At 37.2% G+C, this 19,739-nt stretch carries 10 protein-coding genes; 2 read left to right on the forward strand and 8 right to left on the reverse strand.

Going from position 1 to position 19,739, the window contains the following annotated elements; genetic code table 11:
* Positions 1-148: 148 nt before the first annotated feature.
* From J7604_RS11965 to J7604_RS11985, 5 genes are all read right to left on the reverse strand, one after another.
* Positions 149-4,444 carry a S8 family serine peptidase gene (locus tag J7604_RS11965; RefSeq protein WP_293896117.1) on the reverse strand — a complete coding sequence of 1,432 codons (4,296 nt, stop codon included), beginning with the start codon at positions 4,442-4,444 and terminating at the stop codon, positions 149-151.
* Positions 4,445-4,598: 154 nt separating this feature from the next.
* Complete coding sequence (locus J7604_RS11970; RefSeq protein WP_293896119.1) at positions 4,599-5,642, reverse strand: type IX secretion system membrane protein PorP/SprF; 1,044 nt, start codon at positions 5,640-5,642, stop codon at positions 4,599-4,601.
* Between the two features lie 3 nt (positions 5,643-5,645).
* Positions 5,646-5,939, reverse strand: coding sequence for a hypothetical protein (locus J7604_RS11975; RefSeq protein WP_293896122.1), 294 nt, complete (start codon positions 5,937-5,939; stop codon positions 5,646-5,648).
* 6 nt (positions 5,940-5,945) lie between these two features.
* Entirely contained in the window at positions 5,946-10,379 is a 4,434-nt protein-coding gene (locus J7604_RS11980; protein ID WP_293896125.1) for a gliding motility-associated C-terminal domain-containing protein, read from the reverse strand.
* 285 nt (positions 10,380-10,664) lie between these two features.
* Entirely contained in the window at positions 10,665-12,485 is a 1,821-nt protein-coding gene (locus tag J7604_RS11985) for a T9SS type A sorting domain-containing protein (RefSeq protein ID WP_293896128.1), read from the reverse strand.
* 238 nt (positions 12,486-12,723) lie between these two features.
* Here J7604_RS11985 and J7604_RS11990 point away from each other — a divergent pair, with 238 nt between their 5' ends.
* Positions 12,724-15,276 (forward strand): BamA/TamA family outer membrane protein, encoded by a 2,553-nt coding sequence (locus tag J7604_RS11990; protein ID WP_293896131.1) that lies wholly within the window; start codon positions 12,724-12,726, stop codon positions 15,274-15,276.
* A 126-nt stretch (positions 15,277-15,402) separates the two neighbouring features.
* Entirely contained in the window at positions 15,403-15,816 is a 414-nt protein-coding gene (locus J7604_RS11995) for a hypothetical protein (RefSeq protein ID WP_293896134.1), read from the forward strand.
* Positions 15,817-15,870: 54 nt separating this feature from the next.
* Here the strand turns inward: J7604_RS11995 and J7604_RS12000 are convergent, their stop codons facing one another.
* From J7604_RS12000 to J7604_RS12010, 3 genes are all read right to left on the reverse strand, one after another.
* Positions 15,871-16,863 (reverse strand): HAD family hydrolase, encoded by a 993-nt coding sequence (locus J7604_RS12000; protein WP_293896137.1) that lies wholly within the window; start codon positions 16,861-16,863, stop codon positions 15,871-15,873.
* 72 nt (positions 16,864-16,935) lie between these two features.
* Positions 16,936-17,925 (reverse strand): formylglycine-generating enzyme family protein, encoded by a 990-nt coding sequence (locus J7604_RS12005; protein ID WP_293896140.1) that lies wholly within the window; start codon positions 17,923-17,925, stop codon positions 16,936-16,938.
* Between the two features lie 60 nt (positions 17,926-17,985).
* Positions 17,986-19,650, reverse strand: a complete 1,665-nt coding sequence (locus J7604_RS12010) for a SulP family inorganic anion transporter (protein ID WP_293896143.1) — start codon at positions 19,648-19,650, stop codon at positions 17,986-17,988.
* Between the last annotated feature and the right edge of the window lie 89 nt (positions 19,651-19,739).

Here is a 19,739-nt window from a genome sequence, read left to right on the forward strand (position 1 = left end):
AGCTCATATAACTAAACACCATTCATTACGATTGTTATAATTCGGTAAAATTCCTGTTAAGAGAATGTTACATACAATCAAAACCATCATAAATAAAACGGCCGGCTATATTTAGCCGGCCATTTTATCTTGAATCACATCGTAGCTATTATTTAATCTTAGTAACCATATATACTCGGTTATTGATGTTGAGATAATAAACTCCACTATTCAGTTCCGACAACTCTAATTCATTTTCTTTTCCTATCAGCGTTACACTTCTCACTAACTGACCTTTCGTATTAATAATTGAAGCTTGTATGGGATAACTTTCATTGCCAAGACCAATGGTGAGTTGATTAGCAAAAGGATTAGGAAATACAGATATAACAAAATTATTAGTGTTACCTTTTACTGAAGAAGGATCACAATCTTTTGCTTTGATGCTTACTTTATCCAGCGTAACACATCCGGTTACTTCATCTGTAATTGTTAATGTATATTCTATATTATTTTCAACTAATACATCTGTTCTTCCACTTTGTGGATCTGAAAGGCCGGTAATAGGATTCCATCTATAGGTATAAGTTGAAACGCTGCTCGCTCCAATGCTTGTATAATTTAACTTACATGCCTCCACGTTTCTTTGAATATCTGATAACGGTTTTTCAAGGACTCTGACTTCTTTATATACCGTGTCTTTTCCACATTGGTCTTCTACAATAAGTCTTGCCACATAAGCTCCCGGGTTTTTATAGAAAACTTTAGCAGGTGTTATTCCAGAATAAGCAGTTAGATTCTCTGCACCTTCAAATGTCCATTTATATGATGCCGATCCAGTTATATAGGATGTATTTGCAAACAAAACCGAATCACCTTTACAATAATAACCTTTATCACTTTGAATTCCGGCCTGAGTCGAACAGCAAGTCTGATCTACAGTCACAGCTATTGTCTTTGTTTTCTCTGCTCCAAAATAATCCTTGACAGTAACCTGATAACTCTGATCAGTCAATGGCCTGAAAGTAACCTCATCTGAAGACGATGCATTATCACTACCCCATTTAAAACTGAATGGTGCTTGGCCGCAGACAATGCCAGAAACATTCAGATGTACGCTATCACCTTTACAAACCTTTACCTTATCTGCTGAAAGCAGGAAATCAAGATCATTGCTCACATGAATAACTTTAGTGATAGAATCCTTACAGACAGGACTATTATCATTTTCTATCACAAGTTTAACCTGATAATCCCCAGGAGAAGCATAGAGATGTTTAGCAATATCAATACCGCTTGACTTTTGTCCATCACCAAAATACCAGGTTCTGGAAGTAATAGTATTCTTAAGGTCTAAGGAGATATCTTTAAAACTTGATTCTTGACCTATACAAACATTTGAAGTTTCAAAGGATGCTTTGAGACTACTGCAAAAATCAGGACAGTTAGGCTGAAGATTTAAGATAAAGAGGGCTCCCCTTCCACTTCCACCATCTTTATTACCCGGATATCCGGAAGCAAAATCGGGGCCTCCGTCTTTATTGATATCACCTAAGAAAGAAAGTCCTATGCCAAAATTGTCATACATAACTAATGGAGCCTGGAAGTTACCGCTGTTATATCCTATCTTTTGTTTCTTCTTTACTGTCCCATCCTGATTCAGCAGAAGCATCATCAGAGATCCTTTGTAATTACCATCTCTATACATACTTACAAGGAGATCGTCCGTTCCATCTCCGTCTATATCTCCATTAGAGGACATAGCGAAACCAAAATTAGAACCGACAGTACTTGTATTAAGATTCCCCTTCAGAGTATTTATCTTAAAAGATTTTTTAATACTTCCATCCCTCTTTAAAAGAGCCAGATAAATTGCACCAGCCCCATTGCCTGCTTCATAGTCATCAGGTGTACCAAAAGCCATATCAGGAACTCCATCTTTATCAAGATCTCCGATTCCTTCCACAGAAATACCAAATGAAGAATTATTCTCAATGTTCAGATTTATATTAGCAGAAGCATTATCTACAAGTTGATATTTCTTAACAGATCCATTCTTATTTAAGTAAAGAATATATGCAAAATGTTTTGCCAATACGTCTCCCGCAACCACAATATCATTGATACCGTCATTATCAAGATCTCCCAGACAAGAAACGGATTGCCCCAGTTTTATAAAATCAAGTTCCGGATCTGCGGGATAAACAAAACCTTCATCTGCACTTGATATTACATTTGATTTTTTAACACTTCCGTCTTTATTTAAGAATAGCACATGCACCGCGCCTCTCGGACCTCCGCTATAATTCCAGTAAAAATTGTCAGCTATGGCTATATCAGGAACCCCATCTTTATCCATATCACCCAACCCTGCAATTCCGGATCCGAACATGCTACTCAAATCTTTTATGCCAGAAATTTTATTAAATTTCCTTACTGATCCGTCTGCATTTAAAAATAAAATCCAGACTGCACCCGTAGTACTATTACTTACAGAAGCTACAGCAACTTCCGGTATATTATCTCCGTCAAGGTCTCCGATATTTTCAATAGATTCACCAAATCTGTTATTATCTTCCAGCTGACCTGAAAAGTTTGGACTTATACTTGATATCAAGGAATGACTTATGACATTGTAACAAGGGAGAGGACTATTATTAACCTTAACTGAAGCTGTGCCTGAAATCAAAGCACTGCAATCTTCATCAGAAGCATTTACCAAAGTATAATTTGTATTAGCTGTTGGTTTTACAGGAAAGAAATAATTATTGGAAGTTATTCCTGAAATTGTTGTATTGACACTCCCATTTGAATATGTAAAGCTAAAAGGAGGAGTGCCTGAAAAATTAACTTCCAGATAAGCGTTATAACCCGAGTAAATTTCATGTATTCCGGAAAGTACAGCGGTTGGACTTTCAACTTTAATATAATCTACCTTAACAATGGTATCGCTTCCCTCTGTATTGCTGACTATCAGCTTTACTTTATAACTTCCGGAAGTTGGGTACTTTATTGCAGGGTTTTGTAATGTAGATGTTGATGGAGTACCGCCTTCAAACTCCCACTTCCAACTTTTCGGATTGTTATTTGACAGGTCCTGAAAGGTTCTTGACTGACCTGGACACACATTGGTGAAATCCGTTTTAAAATTGGCTGTTATAGGCCTTGCGCAAGTGAGCGTTGTATATACATTGATGCAACCGGCGCCAAGTTTGCCTTCAAAGCCTGGATTCAATTGATCAACAGAGGTTGCATTATTCAATATACATGTTCTCACCTGCTCAGGTGTCAGTGCCTGATTCCTTGAAAGCAAAAGAGCAGCCAGACTACTGACCATCGGACAAGCCATTGATGTTCCGCTCTTATATCCATATGCCGAATGGCACACCGTATTATAAATATCCACCCCTGGAGCCAATATATCCACAGTTGAGCCATAATTAGAGAATGATGCTTTCTTATTTGACTGATCTATTGCTCCTACACTTATAACGCTTTCATAGGCTGCAGGATAAATAGGTAAATCTGTATTATTATTTCCCGCTGCGGCAATAAGAATGATACCTTTTTGATAGGCAAGATCTATAACCTGTTTTAAAGTCTTGCTTTCACCATAGCCCCCAAAACTCATGCTGATAATGTCTGCATTAGCAGCTATTGCATATTCAATACCTTGAATTGCTGCATCTACAGACAAACCTGTTGTACTGTTCTTTTTAGTTTTTACCGCCATAATTTTAGCATGGCCTGAAATGGAAGCTATACCGATCCCATTATTACTCACTGCAGCTACTATACCGGCGCAATGTGTTCCATGCGAAAAATTATTCTCATCAGCGCTGGTAGGAGGATTTGGATCATTATCTACATCCGCTGCATCCCAACCATTGACATCATCTACATATCCGTTCTTATCATCATCTATATTATTGCCAGCAATTTCTTTGTTATTAACCCAGATATTTTCTTTCAAATCTTCATGGGTCAAATCAACAGCATCGTCAACAACAGCGACAACCACATTGCTTGTTCCACCTGACAATTGCCATCCTTCTTGTGCTTTAACATGCTGAAGATACCATTGTGATGCATGAACATCATTCGGAACTGCCGAAACTGAAAAAACAGGAACTTGCTCCACATATTCAATAAAAGGGATACTTTTCAAAAGGTTTATTAAACTCTGAGGCAAAACTGAAGGATCATATTCAATAGTATAGACCTTGTTTAAATCACTGCTTTTAATTCTAAAGGTAGAAGCAATACCTCGAACCTTTTGACTTTTCAAAGTTTTCTCGAGGGCTTCTGAATTAGGAAATGAATGTAAAAAACGATTACCCGAAAACTCCAATGGTATATCATAGGAAGCCTTTACCTTTATAAACAACTTCCCTTTCTCATATGATTGAGCAAAGCCAAAATTGAAAAAGATCAAAAAAGCAAATAACATGAAACAGTTTTTCATAAAAATAGAGATTTGATTTTCAAATAGTTTATATCCAAAAATAAGGATAATACTGATTGAAAAAATCTCTGGAAGTGTAAATTCTAAGTCCGAAAGGGAAAACCCACCCAGAAACCTACCCTTTTAATTCAATAAAAATATACTCCAATGGTTTTTACGACCCTTTAAAGGTAGGACAAGGAAGCTTCCTATATGGCTTTCGTCTTTTTGGGGGCCAGTGGTATACATATGTGATATTGAGCTCATGAGCACCACGTGTTCCCGCCCTGGTGAGGTCCGAAACCGTGCAGTCATAACTATATGAAATGCTTATAGGATGTACTTTGTAACCTATCAGAAGTACAACAGATTCATTATTCTGTATGCCAACTCTGTAATGTTTTAATAAAGGAATTCCTCTGTACCAGCCACCTAGAAGTAATCTATGATATAGCCCATAAACTCCAAGATCCAACTGATCAGATTTCCCTTGAGATTTGTAATGTATAGTTGGGGTAACATAGACATCTTCATCAGATGGTATATCTCCCTTGGTTTTTCCTTTCTCAAGCATAAACTTATACCCTGCGATTAGGGCAAACTTTGCTGGCAAATCAGACCCATTTCCATAAAAAGACTGATCAGGAGTATTTACATGGTGGGCCGAAAAACCTACCCAGAAATATTCTGAATAGAGCATCGTTCCAACTCCCATATCGAAAAATCCTTTTTGAGTAGCTCCGAAAGGTTCTTTCGTTTGAGTATTAGTAAAGCCGTCATCATTGAACTGATCTGGAAATGTGAGATAGGAATAATTAAGATACCTGTTGATATAGTTTATTTCGGCACCTGCACGAGCTGAAAGCTTCGGAGACAAATTAATTTCCTGGGCATATTGCATGCGGATCTCAGTTGAACTGATCCTTTTTGTTCCTTGCCAGTCCTTCAAAAACATAAGACCTAAACCTCCGCCAGTTCTGTTAAAAAAGTTATCAATTGAAACACATGAGGTCGTATATCTAGCTTCCAGACCTGGCCACTGCAATCTCTGATGAGCTATAGCTCTTACACTGTGCGCACTTCCGGCAAAAGCAGGGTTTAGATATAAGACATTTGCATAAAACTGAGAAAACTGAATATCTTGGGCATAGGAAAATCTTATACTGCAAAACAGTATAAGTATCCACATAGCCTTATTTAAACTCCTACTGTAATTCATATTTTAATACAGATTAAATCTACCTGTATGTCTTCTGGTTGTTTTGGCAACCTTCTTAGGAGCATTCAGTTCATTAAGCTGATCCTGAATTTTCTCCTTTCTTTTATTTGTCTTTCTTTCTGTTTTATCCTTACGATCAATATTCCTCTGAGTAAAATTTACGGCCTGCTTGGCATGAAAATCACTTGCCAGATCTGCTTTGTCTGATAAGCGATTAGCCTTATCCCTCCTGTACCTTTCCGGAGCACAAGATAACAAAAACATTCCTGTAAATATGATTAAAATAAATTTACTCATAAACTATTATCTCACTACTGTTACGCTACCTGTCATTGTGTAAGGGCCTTTGTATTCTTCAGAATCCCCTTCATATACGATAGTCCAAGGATATACACCTTCTACCATTGGTTCGCCTTTATATATTCCGTCCCAAAAGACATACCTGTCATTGCTCTCAAATATCACTTCTCCCCATCTGTTGAATATCAGCATTCGGAATTTCCCAATATGTGCACCGAATACATCGTACAAATCATTGACAGCATCTGCATTTGGACTAAAGGAATTTGATATAAAAAGTCTTGGAGGGCAAACCGCATCTACTTCAACTTTATCAATTCCGGTACAATTAAATTCATTGGTAATCTCTACACTATAAGTGCCGGGCATAGTTACTAGTATCTTCTGGGTAGTTTCTCCCGAAGGATTCCATAAATAATATTTTCCTGTGCCTGCGTTCAACTCTAAGTCTTTTCCGGTCTCAAAACAATGTTTGATCTTATCTGGCAAAGCGCCTGCTGGTAAAGGATAAATATTAACTCTGGCTTGTGCTGTTCCGGTGCAAGCACCAAGGCTTGCAGTCACTGAATATAAGCCAGGCTCGGATACGGACAGGATCTGACTATTATTAGCATTTAGATTAATACCATCTTTGTACCAGGTAAAGAAAGGATTTAGAGAAACATTATTATCTATATTCAAAGGTTTAGAATCTAGTGTTACTAAATTACCCAGACAGACAGCAGTATCTGAAAGACTTACTTTAGGTTCAGGAATACCAATAACATCAATACTATCAGTTGCATCACAACCAAGTCTATCTTTTCCCTTGACCACATAAGTTACTTTTTCATCTTTAACAGAAACAGAAATTGTACCTAATGTATCCGGAAGCAGTGAACCGGACTCTTCCCAAATATATTTAAGTTTCGTAGTGTTAACAGCAGTGATAGACAATTCACTTCCATAACAGCCAACTAAATCTTCTCCAAGATCAACTGAAGGTAGTGGTTCAATCTTAATCTCCATTGTATCCGATACCGGAAGGCAATTACCATTTTGATCGGAAGTTAATATCAGCATAGCTTTTCCAGATGCTAATTCATTATCTGAAGGTGTATATTCAAGCGAAGATGCCCCTGCCCCAAAAGTACCGTCACCAGTCCATATAGCACTGCCAGTAGAAGATACTCCACTTAATTGAACTTGAGGCAAACCTATACAGACTGTATCATCCGGGCCGGCATCCACAGTTGGTGCAGGAGTAATTAAAATCTGAACAGTATCTGTCACAGGTGGACAAACTTTGGAACCTTCTGATGAAATCGCTAGATTAATTTTTCCGGATTCAATTTCTGCTTTTGTAGGATGATAAATTATTTCAAGATTTTTTACTGAAGGATCATAAGAACCTTCTCCTCCATTCCAAATTCCACCAGTAATATTTTTAACATCCGCCTTAAGAGGAATATTTATATTATTTGCGCATACACTGATATCTGGGCCAGCATTGATTTCAGGCATTTTTTCAAAATTAAAAACCACAATACTCTGTGACTCTGGACAAACCTTAGTTCCAGTACTGCTTAGTATAAAAGCAATAGCACCATCATTGATTTCAGTGGCAGTTGGTATATAATCCGTACTCAGGCTTAATGGTGAAACAAATCCGCTTGCTGTTCCCCCTTCCCAAATTACGCCTGGGCTATTAGAAGACGTTCCTGAAAGCTTGATAACAGGATTACTTTCACATAAAGTACTTCCAGTACCGGCATTTACAACTGGTAGTCTTTCAAAATGATAAATGACCGTATCAATTGCAGGAGGACACAATATGTTTCCAGTGGTTTTTATGGAAATTAGGAGGCTGTCAAGCGTTTTATCTTTGGTATATATTGAATAAACTGCATCTGTTTTTGTAGGATCATTAAATGATTGACTTCCTCCATACCATAATATTCCGATTGCATTGGTATATGTTCCATTCAGCTTAATATTGGTAGCGTTTTCGCACAACAAACTTCCTGTTCCTGCATCTACTGTTGGAAGTTTTTCATATGTAAAAGTTACATCAGACTGATTTAACGGACATTTATCCTGACCTTTAGTCTTAAGCGTGAGCTTTACAGTACCAGCACTTACTTCTGATGCATGAGGAATATAGGTGGCATTGAGAGTAATTCTGTCTGGCTGGAAAGTACCAATGCCTCCTTCCCAAATTCCAGAAAGGACATTGGTAACTTTTCCGCTGAGGGTTACAGAAGGTGTATTTTCACAAAAGCTTTGAGGACTTCCGGCATTAGCGACTGGCATTTTTTCAAAAGTAACAAGAACCTGATCAGTAGCAGGAGGACAAATACCTGTTGAGCTAGTTAAGGTAAATAGAACAGAACCGGTATTTCTGTCAGCGTCTGTTATGGTGTATGAAGAAGTCAGACCATTAGGACTAAAACCACCACCTGCTCCCCCTTTCCAGGATCCGCTGGTTGCATTGGTAACAGAGCCGCTTAAATTAATGGTTGACGCATTTTCACACAAAACCTGAGGAGGACCGGCTTCCGCAGTTGGCTTAGGTTCTACTACGATAGGTTTAGTCACGAAAAACTTACAAGTATTCTTATCAGTGAATGTGTATTTCAAATCAAAACTACCTACAGTACTAGGAGTAAATGTACCTGTAGCATTTATACCTGTTCCGGAAAATACACCACCAGCAGGCAGTATACCTGGAATTTTAAAAGCAGGACTTCCAACACAAACAGGATTTATATCTGGGAATGTAATATCAGGAAGACTGTTAACATTAAATGTGATAGAAACTGTATCTTTTCTGTTTGGCAAAACTGTCACTGCGTAATAAACATCACCATCAGAAATGGTAATACCTGTCACAGAAGGCATCACATGACTATCTGCTGGCGTTGGTCTTTGGGAGTGCCAAGACTGGACAGTTCCCCATGCTCCGGCTTCAGTAACTTTGCTATTATAGAAATTCAGATCAACCTCGTCAGCCTTGCCTGAGCCTTTCACTGTTTCACACAAACTATCCTTATAGGCTCTGGGAGTACATTTATCTTTTACTGTATAAGTTAAAGTAACTACACAAGGATTATCTGATACAGTCATTACTTTCAAAGTGTATACCCCTGCTCTGTCAATAGTAACAGATTGATTGGTAGCTGGCCCCTGAAAGCTTCCTGCTGGCCCCCATTCGTATGATTTAAACCCTGCAGGACCAGTAAGTACTTTTGTCTCTTTGAATGAACAAATGGTTGAGCTCTGCGGAGAAGTTATTGAACTACATTGAGTATCTATGTAAGCATAGCCCAAATGGCCACCTGGTTCACAATCCGAAGCCACAAATTCAACAGTAACAGTTTGTCCGATATAATCTTTTAAAGCAATTGCAACAGTCGTCCAATTTCTATAATACAAATCCATTCTGTTGTTACCACACTGATTATTTGCATTAGGATTTGAAACTGAAGTTGCAGGAAGAGTAGTTGTATTTCCGCATCCAGAGTTTGAAGTAATCTGCACTTCCTCTGAATTAGCATTTACACAAATATGTGTATAAGAAGATAGGTTTGACCCCAAAACGGATACGGTATATTCCCCACAAGTAATTTCATTTCCATCTTTATCATATAGTCTTGTCTGAAAATGCGGACTATCTAAACCCTGGTGATTCGGGTCATTTGTCGGTGTTTCAAGTACAACGGCATAGCGGTAAGTAAGAATGGCATTATTGGTATCAACTTTAAAAGACTGTGTCATTTTAGCCAGATGTCCACCGGCTTCAGTGTTGCCAAGCCTTACAGAATAATTTCCTCCAGGAGCTACAACAGATAAATTGGGTACATAAGGATCTTTTTGTGTTTTAGTCATGATACAATGCTGGCCAAATCCAGGACGCGTAACAATTGTTCCGGTTCCACCCAGTCCACCTCTGCTCTGCACTTGACCTTGCCAGCCATTAAAATTTCCATCCTCAAAATCCATGTTAACACATTTGCCTGTAGCATCCATAACATGATTTTCAATAGCGGAAATTTCGTTTGCGTATTCAGTCTTCACTAAAGCAAATGAAGCATACAAAGAAACATACCTGGACTTAAGATCTGAGAGATACTCTCCAAAATTTGAACTGGTAATTTCACCATTCAGTACTTTTCTGAAACAAATAACTTTGTCTTTACCCCATTGAGGTTCGAGGTATCGAAAGAAAAGATTAACATCAGCCTTGCTAACCTTAGCTTCTGCAGCTATTTCATTCTTCAATTGACCAATATCAATTGAAGACCATAGTCTTTCAGCTTCGAGCTTCAGCTCATTATTTGTTTCAATTGGTTGCTGACCGAAAGCAGGATCGGAAGAAAGAATCGAGAATATAGAAATGAAAAACAAACCACCTGCTGAAGCTTTTATTGTTCTGAGTGCAATTGTAATCAATTTCATAATAACAAATTTACGAGATTATCCTACTTTGCAAAATTATATTTTTTCCAATATAAATACCATTATTACTTCAAAGTAGGAATTCTGTTTACTCAGAGACTTAAATAAATCAAAAAATGAAGCTTGGAAAATAAATAATTTAAAAGATGTGGATAACTTTTCCAAGCTATCAATTCAAGCTAAAAAATATCAGAAAATGTATTCTACCAATAAACAAGGCTACCATTTGCATAGTAGCCTTGTTTAAAATTGGATTATATAAATATTATAAATAGAATCTTCAATCTATCTCTTTATAAATTTTCTTGTCTCTACAGAGCCATCAGGCAACGTCAGCAACAATAAATAATTTCCAGATCCAAAATCAGCAAGATCCAAAATTGATTCATTAGAAAATGACTTCATCAATTTTCCATCATTAGAATAAACCTTTCCTACAAACTGATTTATGCCTTGTGGCATATTTATCTGAAGAAAAGAACTTGCAGGATTAGGACCTATTGTAAACTCTTCTATAAAACTATTTCTTGTTGATGCTACCGCAGGACAAGAAATTTCAGCTTCAAATCCGTTATTCATAGACGCAAACGAGTTAGAAGAATTTAACAGTATGGTCAAAGGCTTGCCCGGTTCTGAAGCTGTAAACGTTTTTTTATTCTCTTCAGTAAAATCATCAGTGATCTCTTCCAAAAGATTAGAAGAAGAACCTCCATCCCCATCATAAATCTTTAAATCATCAAAGATACCAAGGCTCACATTATTTAAAGTAACCGCAACAAGCTTATCAGAGCTTTCAGGATAAATTGTCATACTTCCATCTGTAGGAACTTCATAAATATCATCAGGACCTCCATTATCATAAACAAGTCCTGTGCAAGTATGAATTACGGTATTACCTGTTACTGGTAGTAATAAAGCTTTTGCTATACTATTATCAACTTTAAAGGAATCTATCAATACGCTCTCTCCTACCAGTGATAACTTCCCTTCCGGGTCTAACTGAAGAAAAACATAGTATGTTCCATTCTGAGTAAAACCGTGTTCTGAAGGAATAAATGAACCTACATAAGGATCAAACATATAGCTATCTACATCAGTAAATGTTCCTGCGGCAAATTGTGCAGAGGTATTTTTAATATCTTTTGTAGTACCTGCTTTTACCACCCAGTCAAGACTTGGAATAGTCTGTAATTCTCCGTCAGATTCAGCTTTAAATTCAAAACTAAACTTATTATCTGCATTATTAGCTCCCGGAACAAGCTCCCAGTCTTCTATAGACGCAGAAATATTAGGTTCTACAACATAAATACTATCTATTGTAAAATTATTGGTTTCATCTGACTCCGGAAATAAATTATCATAATCCATTACGGTGAAAAAATAATACTTCCCTACAGGAACTTCCAATGGAATTTGTAAAATGCCTTCATTGATATACGTGAGTGTTCCTTTATAGATAGAAGTATAGACATCTTCGTAAACTTTGAGATCACTTGCATCCAGCATTTTATCTTTGGAAATAAAATAACTCATCTTAAAAGGCCCTGTAGGCGTCTCTGATCCATTTTGTGGAGACGATTCCGTTCCGAGATTTACTCCCTTAGACACAGTATCGGAAATCATTCCAGAACCATCGCTCAGATAAAAATCATAAGCAGGATATTCATCTATACACTCAATAGTAAAATCAAGACCAGATGCTTCATATCCTGCTTTGAATCTTAAAGTAATCGCCCCATTGACGGGAGAACCATAGAATACATCATAAGGTCCAGAGCTTGGGACAAGAAAGCTTTCAAATGTCAATGACTTTGCACTGGTATTATCACCGAAATAAATTTCAAGTTCTGAAAAATAAGCAGTGTAATCATTAAGTGTAAGTTTAACAAACTTTCCGTTTTCAGGAAGTATCGTTACTATTCCTTCGGATTCGGGAGTATAATTTCCATCAGCCCCGCCATCATCATACAAATGACCTGAACAGGTTGTAATTGTTGTACTCCCGGAAGTTGGAAATTTAAATGTTTGAGCGACCGCATCAAGATTAAAAAAAAGAGCGCCGACAAGCATTATGGATGCCAATTGATTAGATAAAAGTTTTTTCATAGAAAATAAATTAACAAAAATTAAAATTTTACTAAAGATAAGAGATTATTGGAATTTCACATGATTCAGAAAATGAGCATACTATGTAAAAATGAAATTTATTCAAAGATAAAACCCAATCAACTCAACCTATTCCAATTAACATTTTTTTAACATTTCCCTGAAGCCCCTGTTTAAACATAAGAATCTTCTCTTCGACAACGTGAAATTGATATATAAACATTTTTATTATATAACCTTGTTACTTTGGTTTTTCGGGATACATCAAGGCATTGCACAAGAGAGCCAACAACCCAAAGGAATTCTGATTACCACTATTCCTAACAAAAATTATAAAGCAGGTTTTGTAAAAAGAATACTTCTCGGCACTCACTATAGAAAAGAGTGGACAACACCTATACAGGTAAAAGTATTCAAAGCCGACACTGCTTTTGGAGGTCTTACTCCTATGAAACAAGGCGGCAGCAGACAAACAACCAACCTGCACCTCAAAGATTCAATCGGACGACAATATGTGATCAGATCTATTAACAAAACTCCAACACGTGTTCTTGAAGATGAATTTCAGAAAACTGTCATTGCAAAAATTCTGCAAGATCAGGCCTCTTCAGAAAACCCATATGGCCAACTGGTAATTCCACCACTTGCCAGAGCAGCAAGAGTTTTTTATACAAACCCTAAACTCATCTACATTCCTTATGATTCTTCATTAGGGAAATTTGCCCCCACCTTTGCAAACATGCTTGCTTTTATAGAAGAAAGACCTGATGAAGACATGTCTCATCTTGCCAGTTCAGGAAATTCAAAGAATGTTGTAAGCACCAGAAAAATGTTTGAGAAAAAATTCAAGGACAATGACAACATTGTTGACTATAGATTATTTGCCAGAACCAGACTTTTTGATATGCTGATTGGTGATTGGGGAAGACATGAAGACCAGTGGAGATGGGCTACTTATGACTATGGAAACGGAACATTATTCAAACCTATTCCAAGAGATAGAGACCATGTATTTTATAAAGCCGATGGAGTAATTCCTTATATAGCCAGCCAAAAATGGGCCATTCGTAACAATGAAAACTTCACTTATAAATATAAAGATATTATAGGGCTCAACATGAGTGCAAAATCTCTAGACAGGCCATTGCTCGCTGCTCTAACAAGACAAGATTGGCTTGATATTGCTGATAGCCTAAAAGCTGAATTGACAGATAAGGTTATTGAAGATGCCGTTAAACATATGCCTGAGAATATTTATCCTCTTCATGGAAGTGAAATTACCGCAAAGTTAAAATCACGCCGTGACGAGCTGGGTAAGGCTGCTGTAAAGTATTACAAACTTCTGGCAAAAGATATAGATGTAGTTGGCTCATCAAAAAAGGAAACTTTTATCGTCAACAGACTGGAAGGTCACAATACAGAAGTAACGGTATTAAACAGTGATTCCGACACCATATTTCACAGATTGGTATTCGGAAAAGAAACCAGAGAAATCAGGTTATATGGACTAGGGGGAGATGATGTATTCAACATCACAGGAAGACACAGTAGGCATTCTCAAGTGAGAGTTATAAAAGACGACCATGCGAAAGAACTAAATGATAGTATCAATAATGCAAGTTTCTTCAATCAATACTCATATGTAACGGGAAATCTGGGGAACCAGTTAATGAACAATACAAAGATCATCTTCATGAGGTCCGATGCGAGAAATACGGAATCACCTGCATACGATAGATCCGATTATGAATATAATCTTACCACAATCAGACCTTCAATTCAATACAACGTTGATGACGGAATATTTTTGGGAATAGGTTTATTGCGAAAATCATTTGGATTCCGAAAGTATCCATATGCAACGTACCACTCGGGAACCATCAACTATTCAACTCGTACGCAAGCTTTTTCAATTAACTATTTCGGGGATTTCAAGAAAGTAGCAGGAAAGTGGAACCTCATGCTGGATGCATTGGTATTCGGTCCCAAATATGCACTCAATTATTTTGGAATGGGCAATGAAACCCAAATTGCCTCAGACACCTCTATTGATTATTACAGGGTAAAAGCCCATAACTTCAGGTTTGCACCGCTCTTCTATAAAAATTTAAATACCAAAATGATCTTTGGAATAGGTCCACAATTTCAGTATGTGGAAATTGAAGATACACCTGGTCGTTTTATCTCCACTCCACAAGCAGAAACTACACCTGCTGATTTCGACAGAAACAATTATCTGGGAGTGAAATTATTCTATCAGTACAATACCCTTGATAATAATATCTTTCCTAAAAGGGGGATAAGATTCAATACTCAAATCACTTATTTCAAAGAAATAAGCAAGACACAGCAGTTTGTAAACATAGCTCCTGATATATCATTCTTCTACACTCCCAAGTTCATGAAATTTACAACCTTCGCCACAAGAATCGGTGGAGGTACTAATCTTGGCTCATTTAAATTCTTCCAGTCCAATACCCTGGGAGGTACTACAAATTTGAGAGGCTATAGAAGAACCAGATACTATGGACGGTCAAGTTTCTATCAAAACATCGAAGCCAGGATAAAATTAGCTGATGTGAACTTTTACCTCTTCCCAGGTAAAATAGGGTTGATTTTATTCTTCGATTACGGTCGTGTATGGGCTGATAACGAAACGTCACACGAACTTCATTACGGATACGGACCAGGACTTTATCTACAGATACATAATAGATTAGCCTTTACGGGAACATACGGTTTAAGTACAGATAAAAGCTACTTCAACCTCCAATTAGGATTTTTATTCTAAAAAATTGTATTATTTATAAAAATACCTATTTACGGTATTGAAAAATACTATAATAAATTAGAATATTGCAACGTTAATTTGTAAATTCAAGTAAAAGAGGCAATTAACCTTCTAAAACTTTCAATTATGGCTAAAATGTTAATGGAGCTCAAAAGTCACAAAGAAAATTACCTTATGATTAATAATGATGCTTCAGACCTGGGAATTCTTGAATTCTATGGTAATCATAATGATTTAACAAAGCCTTACTATATTCAGATCAGATCGGTAAAAAACCCTGTTATAAAAGGGGAATTTATTAAAAATGATAGCCAGGCCGAAACTGAGGCTAAGGTTTATCTCTATTTTGACGAATTTACTTTTGGCAAAATCTGGACCATCGTAAGCAGCAATTCCTCTATATTTTTAGATCTTTCTGTAAGTGAAAGCGAACATTTCAGGTTTGACAGACATGGAGAGCTTATTTATACCAAAAGGTATACTTTCAAAGAAGCTTCTTTAAAACTTAGTTCATTTCATCAGAAGGAATGGGTTTATTAAAAATACGAATCCATTTTTAACTCTAATAAATAAGAACTTACGTTTCAACCTTGTTTATTTATTTTTAAAAACTATTTTCCAGTCATCTTTAATACTTATAACATTCCAGCCATTTGCAGCGGCAGCTTGGAGAGAAGCATTGTCTTTTTCCTGATAGCTGAATTCTCTTACTGCATCATTGTGGTTGATTAAAAGTTGAAATGAAGCTCCTTTTCTTTCATCTGAGTAGGTAAGCATAGCGATATCTCCTCCTGATTTTTCATTACCTGCAACAAACACTGGGACCTTTCCTATATGATAGCTGATATTGACAGGCTTCTCTTCTTTATCATTAAAACTTTGCATTACAGTATCTCTCCATAATACATGTTTCCCGTCCACTTTTTTAAACTCCAATTTCAATTTACTACCTATTACCTGCTGTACAGGTACTCCATAAATATCATCTGAAAAAGCTCTGATAAATTCTGCATTACCCCCTGAGCAGATCCAAGTCTCAAACCCTTTATCTCTCAAAAATGCTAAAAGTTCCAGCATGGGTTGATATCCTAATGAAGTAAATGGTACATTGAATCTTGGATGCTTTTCTTTCTGAAGAAAGGTAGTAATGTCTTTTTCAAATGTTCCCTCAGTTTTATTGCCATATGCAGCTAATGCCAATTCCATGATTCCTTTGTGGTTATTCAATTCAAAGAAAGCTGTATCTTTTTCGATCACAGCTTTAAAGGGTTCTTTTGTTTTCAAAGAAGGATCTTTGGCAATCATTGCCTTCACAGTCTTTAGTAGGAACACCCCTTCTATAAGAGGCTGTTCCGGCCATAACGTGCCATCATTATCAAATACAGCTATACGGTTTTCAGTCTCTATATAATCATTACTACCTTCTCTTGTTACCTTCTCCACAAATCCAAGGATTGCCTTTTTATTCATCCCTTCCTTCCATGAAGGAAGGGGATCAATACTATTTAAATAATTAACAGAGGAAAATAAAATTGCTGTTGCTACTGAAAGAAGCAACAGCATGATCCTTTTAAATATTACATTCATTGATGATGATGATTATTTTTAAGCTTTACGGTTTTCACATTCCGCTTAAGTATTACTCCCTTTTCTTAAAACTTACACCTTTTTGTTTTCAACTCTTACAATGCATCTGAACCCTATGTGGCAGGATCCTGAATCAATCATTTGAGGAGAGCGGGCTGCCGGTCTGAAACGAAAACAGTAATTGGGGGCACAGAGATGACTTCCTCCTTTAAGAACCTTTCGTGGTATTTTTATATCAGGTTGATGAGGATCAAAACTAGCATCTCTTTCTCCTCCCCGAGGATTAGATGGGATACAACATGCTTTTGATTTATCTACTTTATGCCTTGAGACAAACCAGTCCTGGGTCCACTCCCATACATTGCCACACATATCATGCAGGCCATAACCATTTGGTGGATATACTCCTACAGGTGAAGTTCCTTCATAACCATCAAGGTTAAAGTTCTGCCATGGGAACTCTCCTTGCCAGAAATTAGCCATCATCTTTTTGTTTGGGGTCATCTCATCTCCCCATTCAAAAATTTTACCTTCTTGGCCACCTCTTGATGCGAACTCCCATTCTGCTTCTGTAGGAAGTTCTTTGCCAATCCATTTAGCATAAGCTTCCACATCTTCCCAGGCTACATGTGTTACTGGATGTTCCCATCTACCTTCCAGATCACTATTGGGACCTTCTGGATGTCTCCAGTTTGCCCCGTGTATAAAAGCCCACCAGTTCATATAATTATTCAGATCAACTCTTTTGGAAGGCTTTTGAAAAACAAGCGAACCAGGCAGAAGCATGGAAGGATCAGCACCTGGATAGTCTTCCGCATTTAGAGGTCTTTCCGCTACGGTAACATAGGAAGTCTCCTGTACAAATCTTTCAAATTCCTGATTGGTAACATTGAACTTATCCATCCAGAATCCTTCTACCTGAACCTCATGAGCAGGACTTTCCTCTGGATAATGTTTATCTGATCCCATCGTAAACTTCCCACCTGGCACCCAGACCATACATGGATGAGGGGCATCATTAACTATATCAGATTTATCAGGACGAATAGTAATATCTTTCATAGGTATGCATCTGTTGTAAACCAATGATACAAACCTCCTGTAAAAATATATGTTTAAAAGTTACTGCTGCTCTTTAATCCACTGATATCCATCTCTGCGGGCGTGCATCAAAGGTCTTCCTAATTCAGAATCAAAACGATACACATTTTCTTTCCCTATCTCTTCTAACAAATCTGTTCTGTCCAGCTGATGATAAACTAACTGGCCTACTCCCACCAATTTCAAAATACAATTATGTTCTTTAAGATGTTCATCATATTCTTTAATAACAGTAATAAATGTACTTCCAATCTCTTTTCTTCCACGCAATCCTATAATCACTACAGAATGTTCTGCATTATCAGCATTTGGCAAAAGGTCCTTTAGCACGTATGCTCCTGCGAAGAAAAGACTACCGGATGGATGTAGCATTATCACTTCATTGCTTTTGATTTCGGATGGCGGGGGAATTTCTTTAAGAAAACCATCATCTGCCACTGTCACTGCTTTTAACTTAACTCTATTAGAAGCCTCTACTGTATGCAAGATAAAAGTAAGTATCACAGATCCAAGCACAGCAAACTGAATAGGGACGGAGAGAGTAGCTATAAAAGTAACCCCCATAATACATCTGGACTGAATACTTGTTTCCCATATTGTAAAAATCCCTTCCCGGTTAAGAGATGAAAAACCGGAGATGATCAATATTCCTCCTAAAGCCGCCATTGGTAATTGTTCTATGAAGGCACTCATTGTAAATACAAGCAATGCAATCAATATGGCTGAAATAAAACCAGACCATCTTGAATATGCTCCTGCCGAAGTCAATACTGACGTATGACTTACTGACCCACCAACCGGGATTCCTGTAAAAATTCCAGAAATGACATTAGCAACTCCTTCACCTCTTAAATCCTTACTCGAGTCCGGATATTTTCCGTTAGGGTTTGGTCTCATATGACTCACACCTGCACCTTGTATGAAACCTATTAAAGCAATGGCTAAAGATGAAATTAAAACGTCTGGAATAATTTCATACTTGGGTAATACAAATGAAGGCAATTCATTTGGAATTTTATTTTCATTCCCTACAAGTTTGAGGGTTGATATTTTTACAAAAAAAGTTATAAGCGTTGCTACTGCTAAAGAAAAAAACATAGCAAAATTTTTGAGTCTGGTTCTTTCTAGATAAAGTATCAGAAGGATTGTCAACATTGCTATGCCAATTGCATATAGATTCCATTCTTTGTGGTGTAAAATAACATCCACAGCCTTCATTACCTTATTACTATGCTTACTTCCATAATAACCGGAAACATCGGCAAACTGACTCAGAACAATAGTTATAGCTACTGCACTCAAAAAGCCTCGCATCACAGAATTTGAAACAAATCTCATGAGAAAGCCAAGTCTAAAAATACCCATCAGTATCTGGATAAGACCAGCTAGAACTGTAATCAATACCAGCACGGCAATCTTCTCATCTTCACTAATGCCATGCAGTGCACTCCTAGTTGCCAAAGCAAGTGCCCCGGTGGTTGACACAACCATGTATACAGAACTAGTAGTCCAGGATCCAATAAAAGGGCCGATAATAGAGGCATACAAACCATGAATAGGATTCATACCGGCCATAGCACCAAGGGCCATACCTTCAGGAAGTGCCGCAATGCTTCCAATAGCTGCTGCTATTATATCCTGAGGGAACTTCAGTTTTTTGCCACTATGCTTCTTCTTCTCACTCATTTTTAGGGTAAAAAGATTTTATATTTTGTAGGTTAGTTATTCCCAGTATACTTTAGAACCTCCGAATAATACAAGCTCGTAGATATGTT

It is taken from the genome of Sporocytophaga sp. (genome assembly GCF_017745095.1).
Classification (GTDB): Bacteria; Bacteroidota; Bacteroidia; order Cytophagales; family Cytophagaceae; genus Sporocytophaga.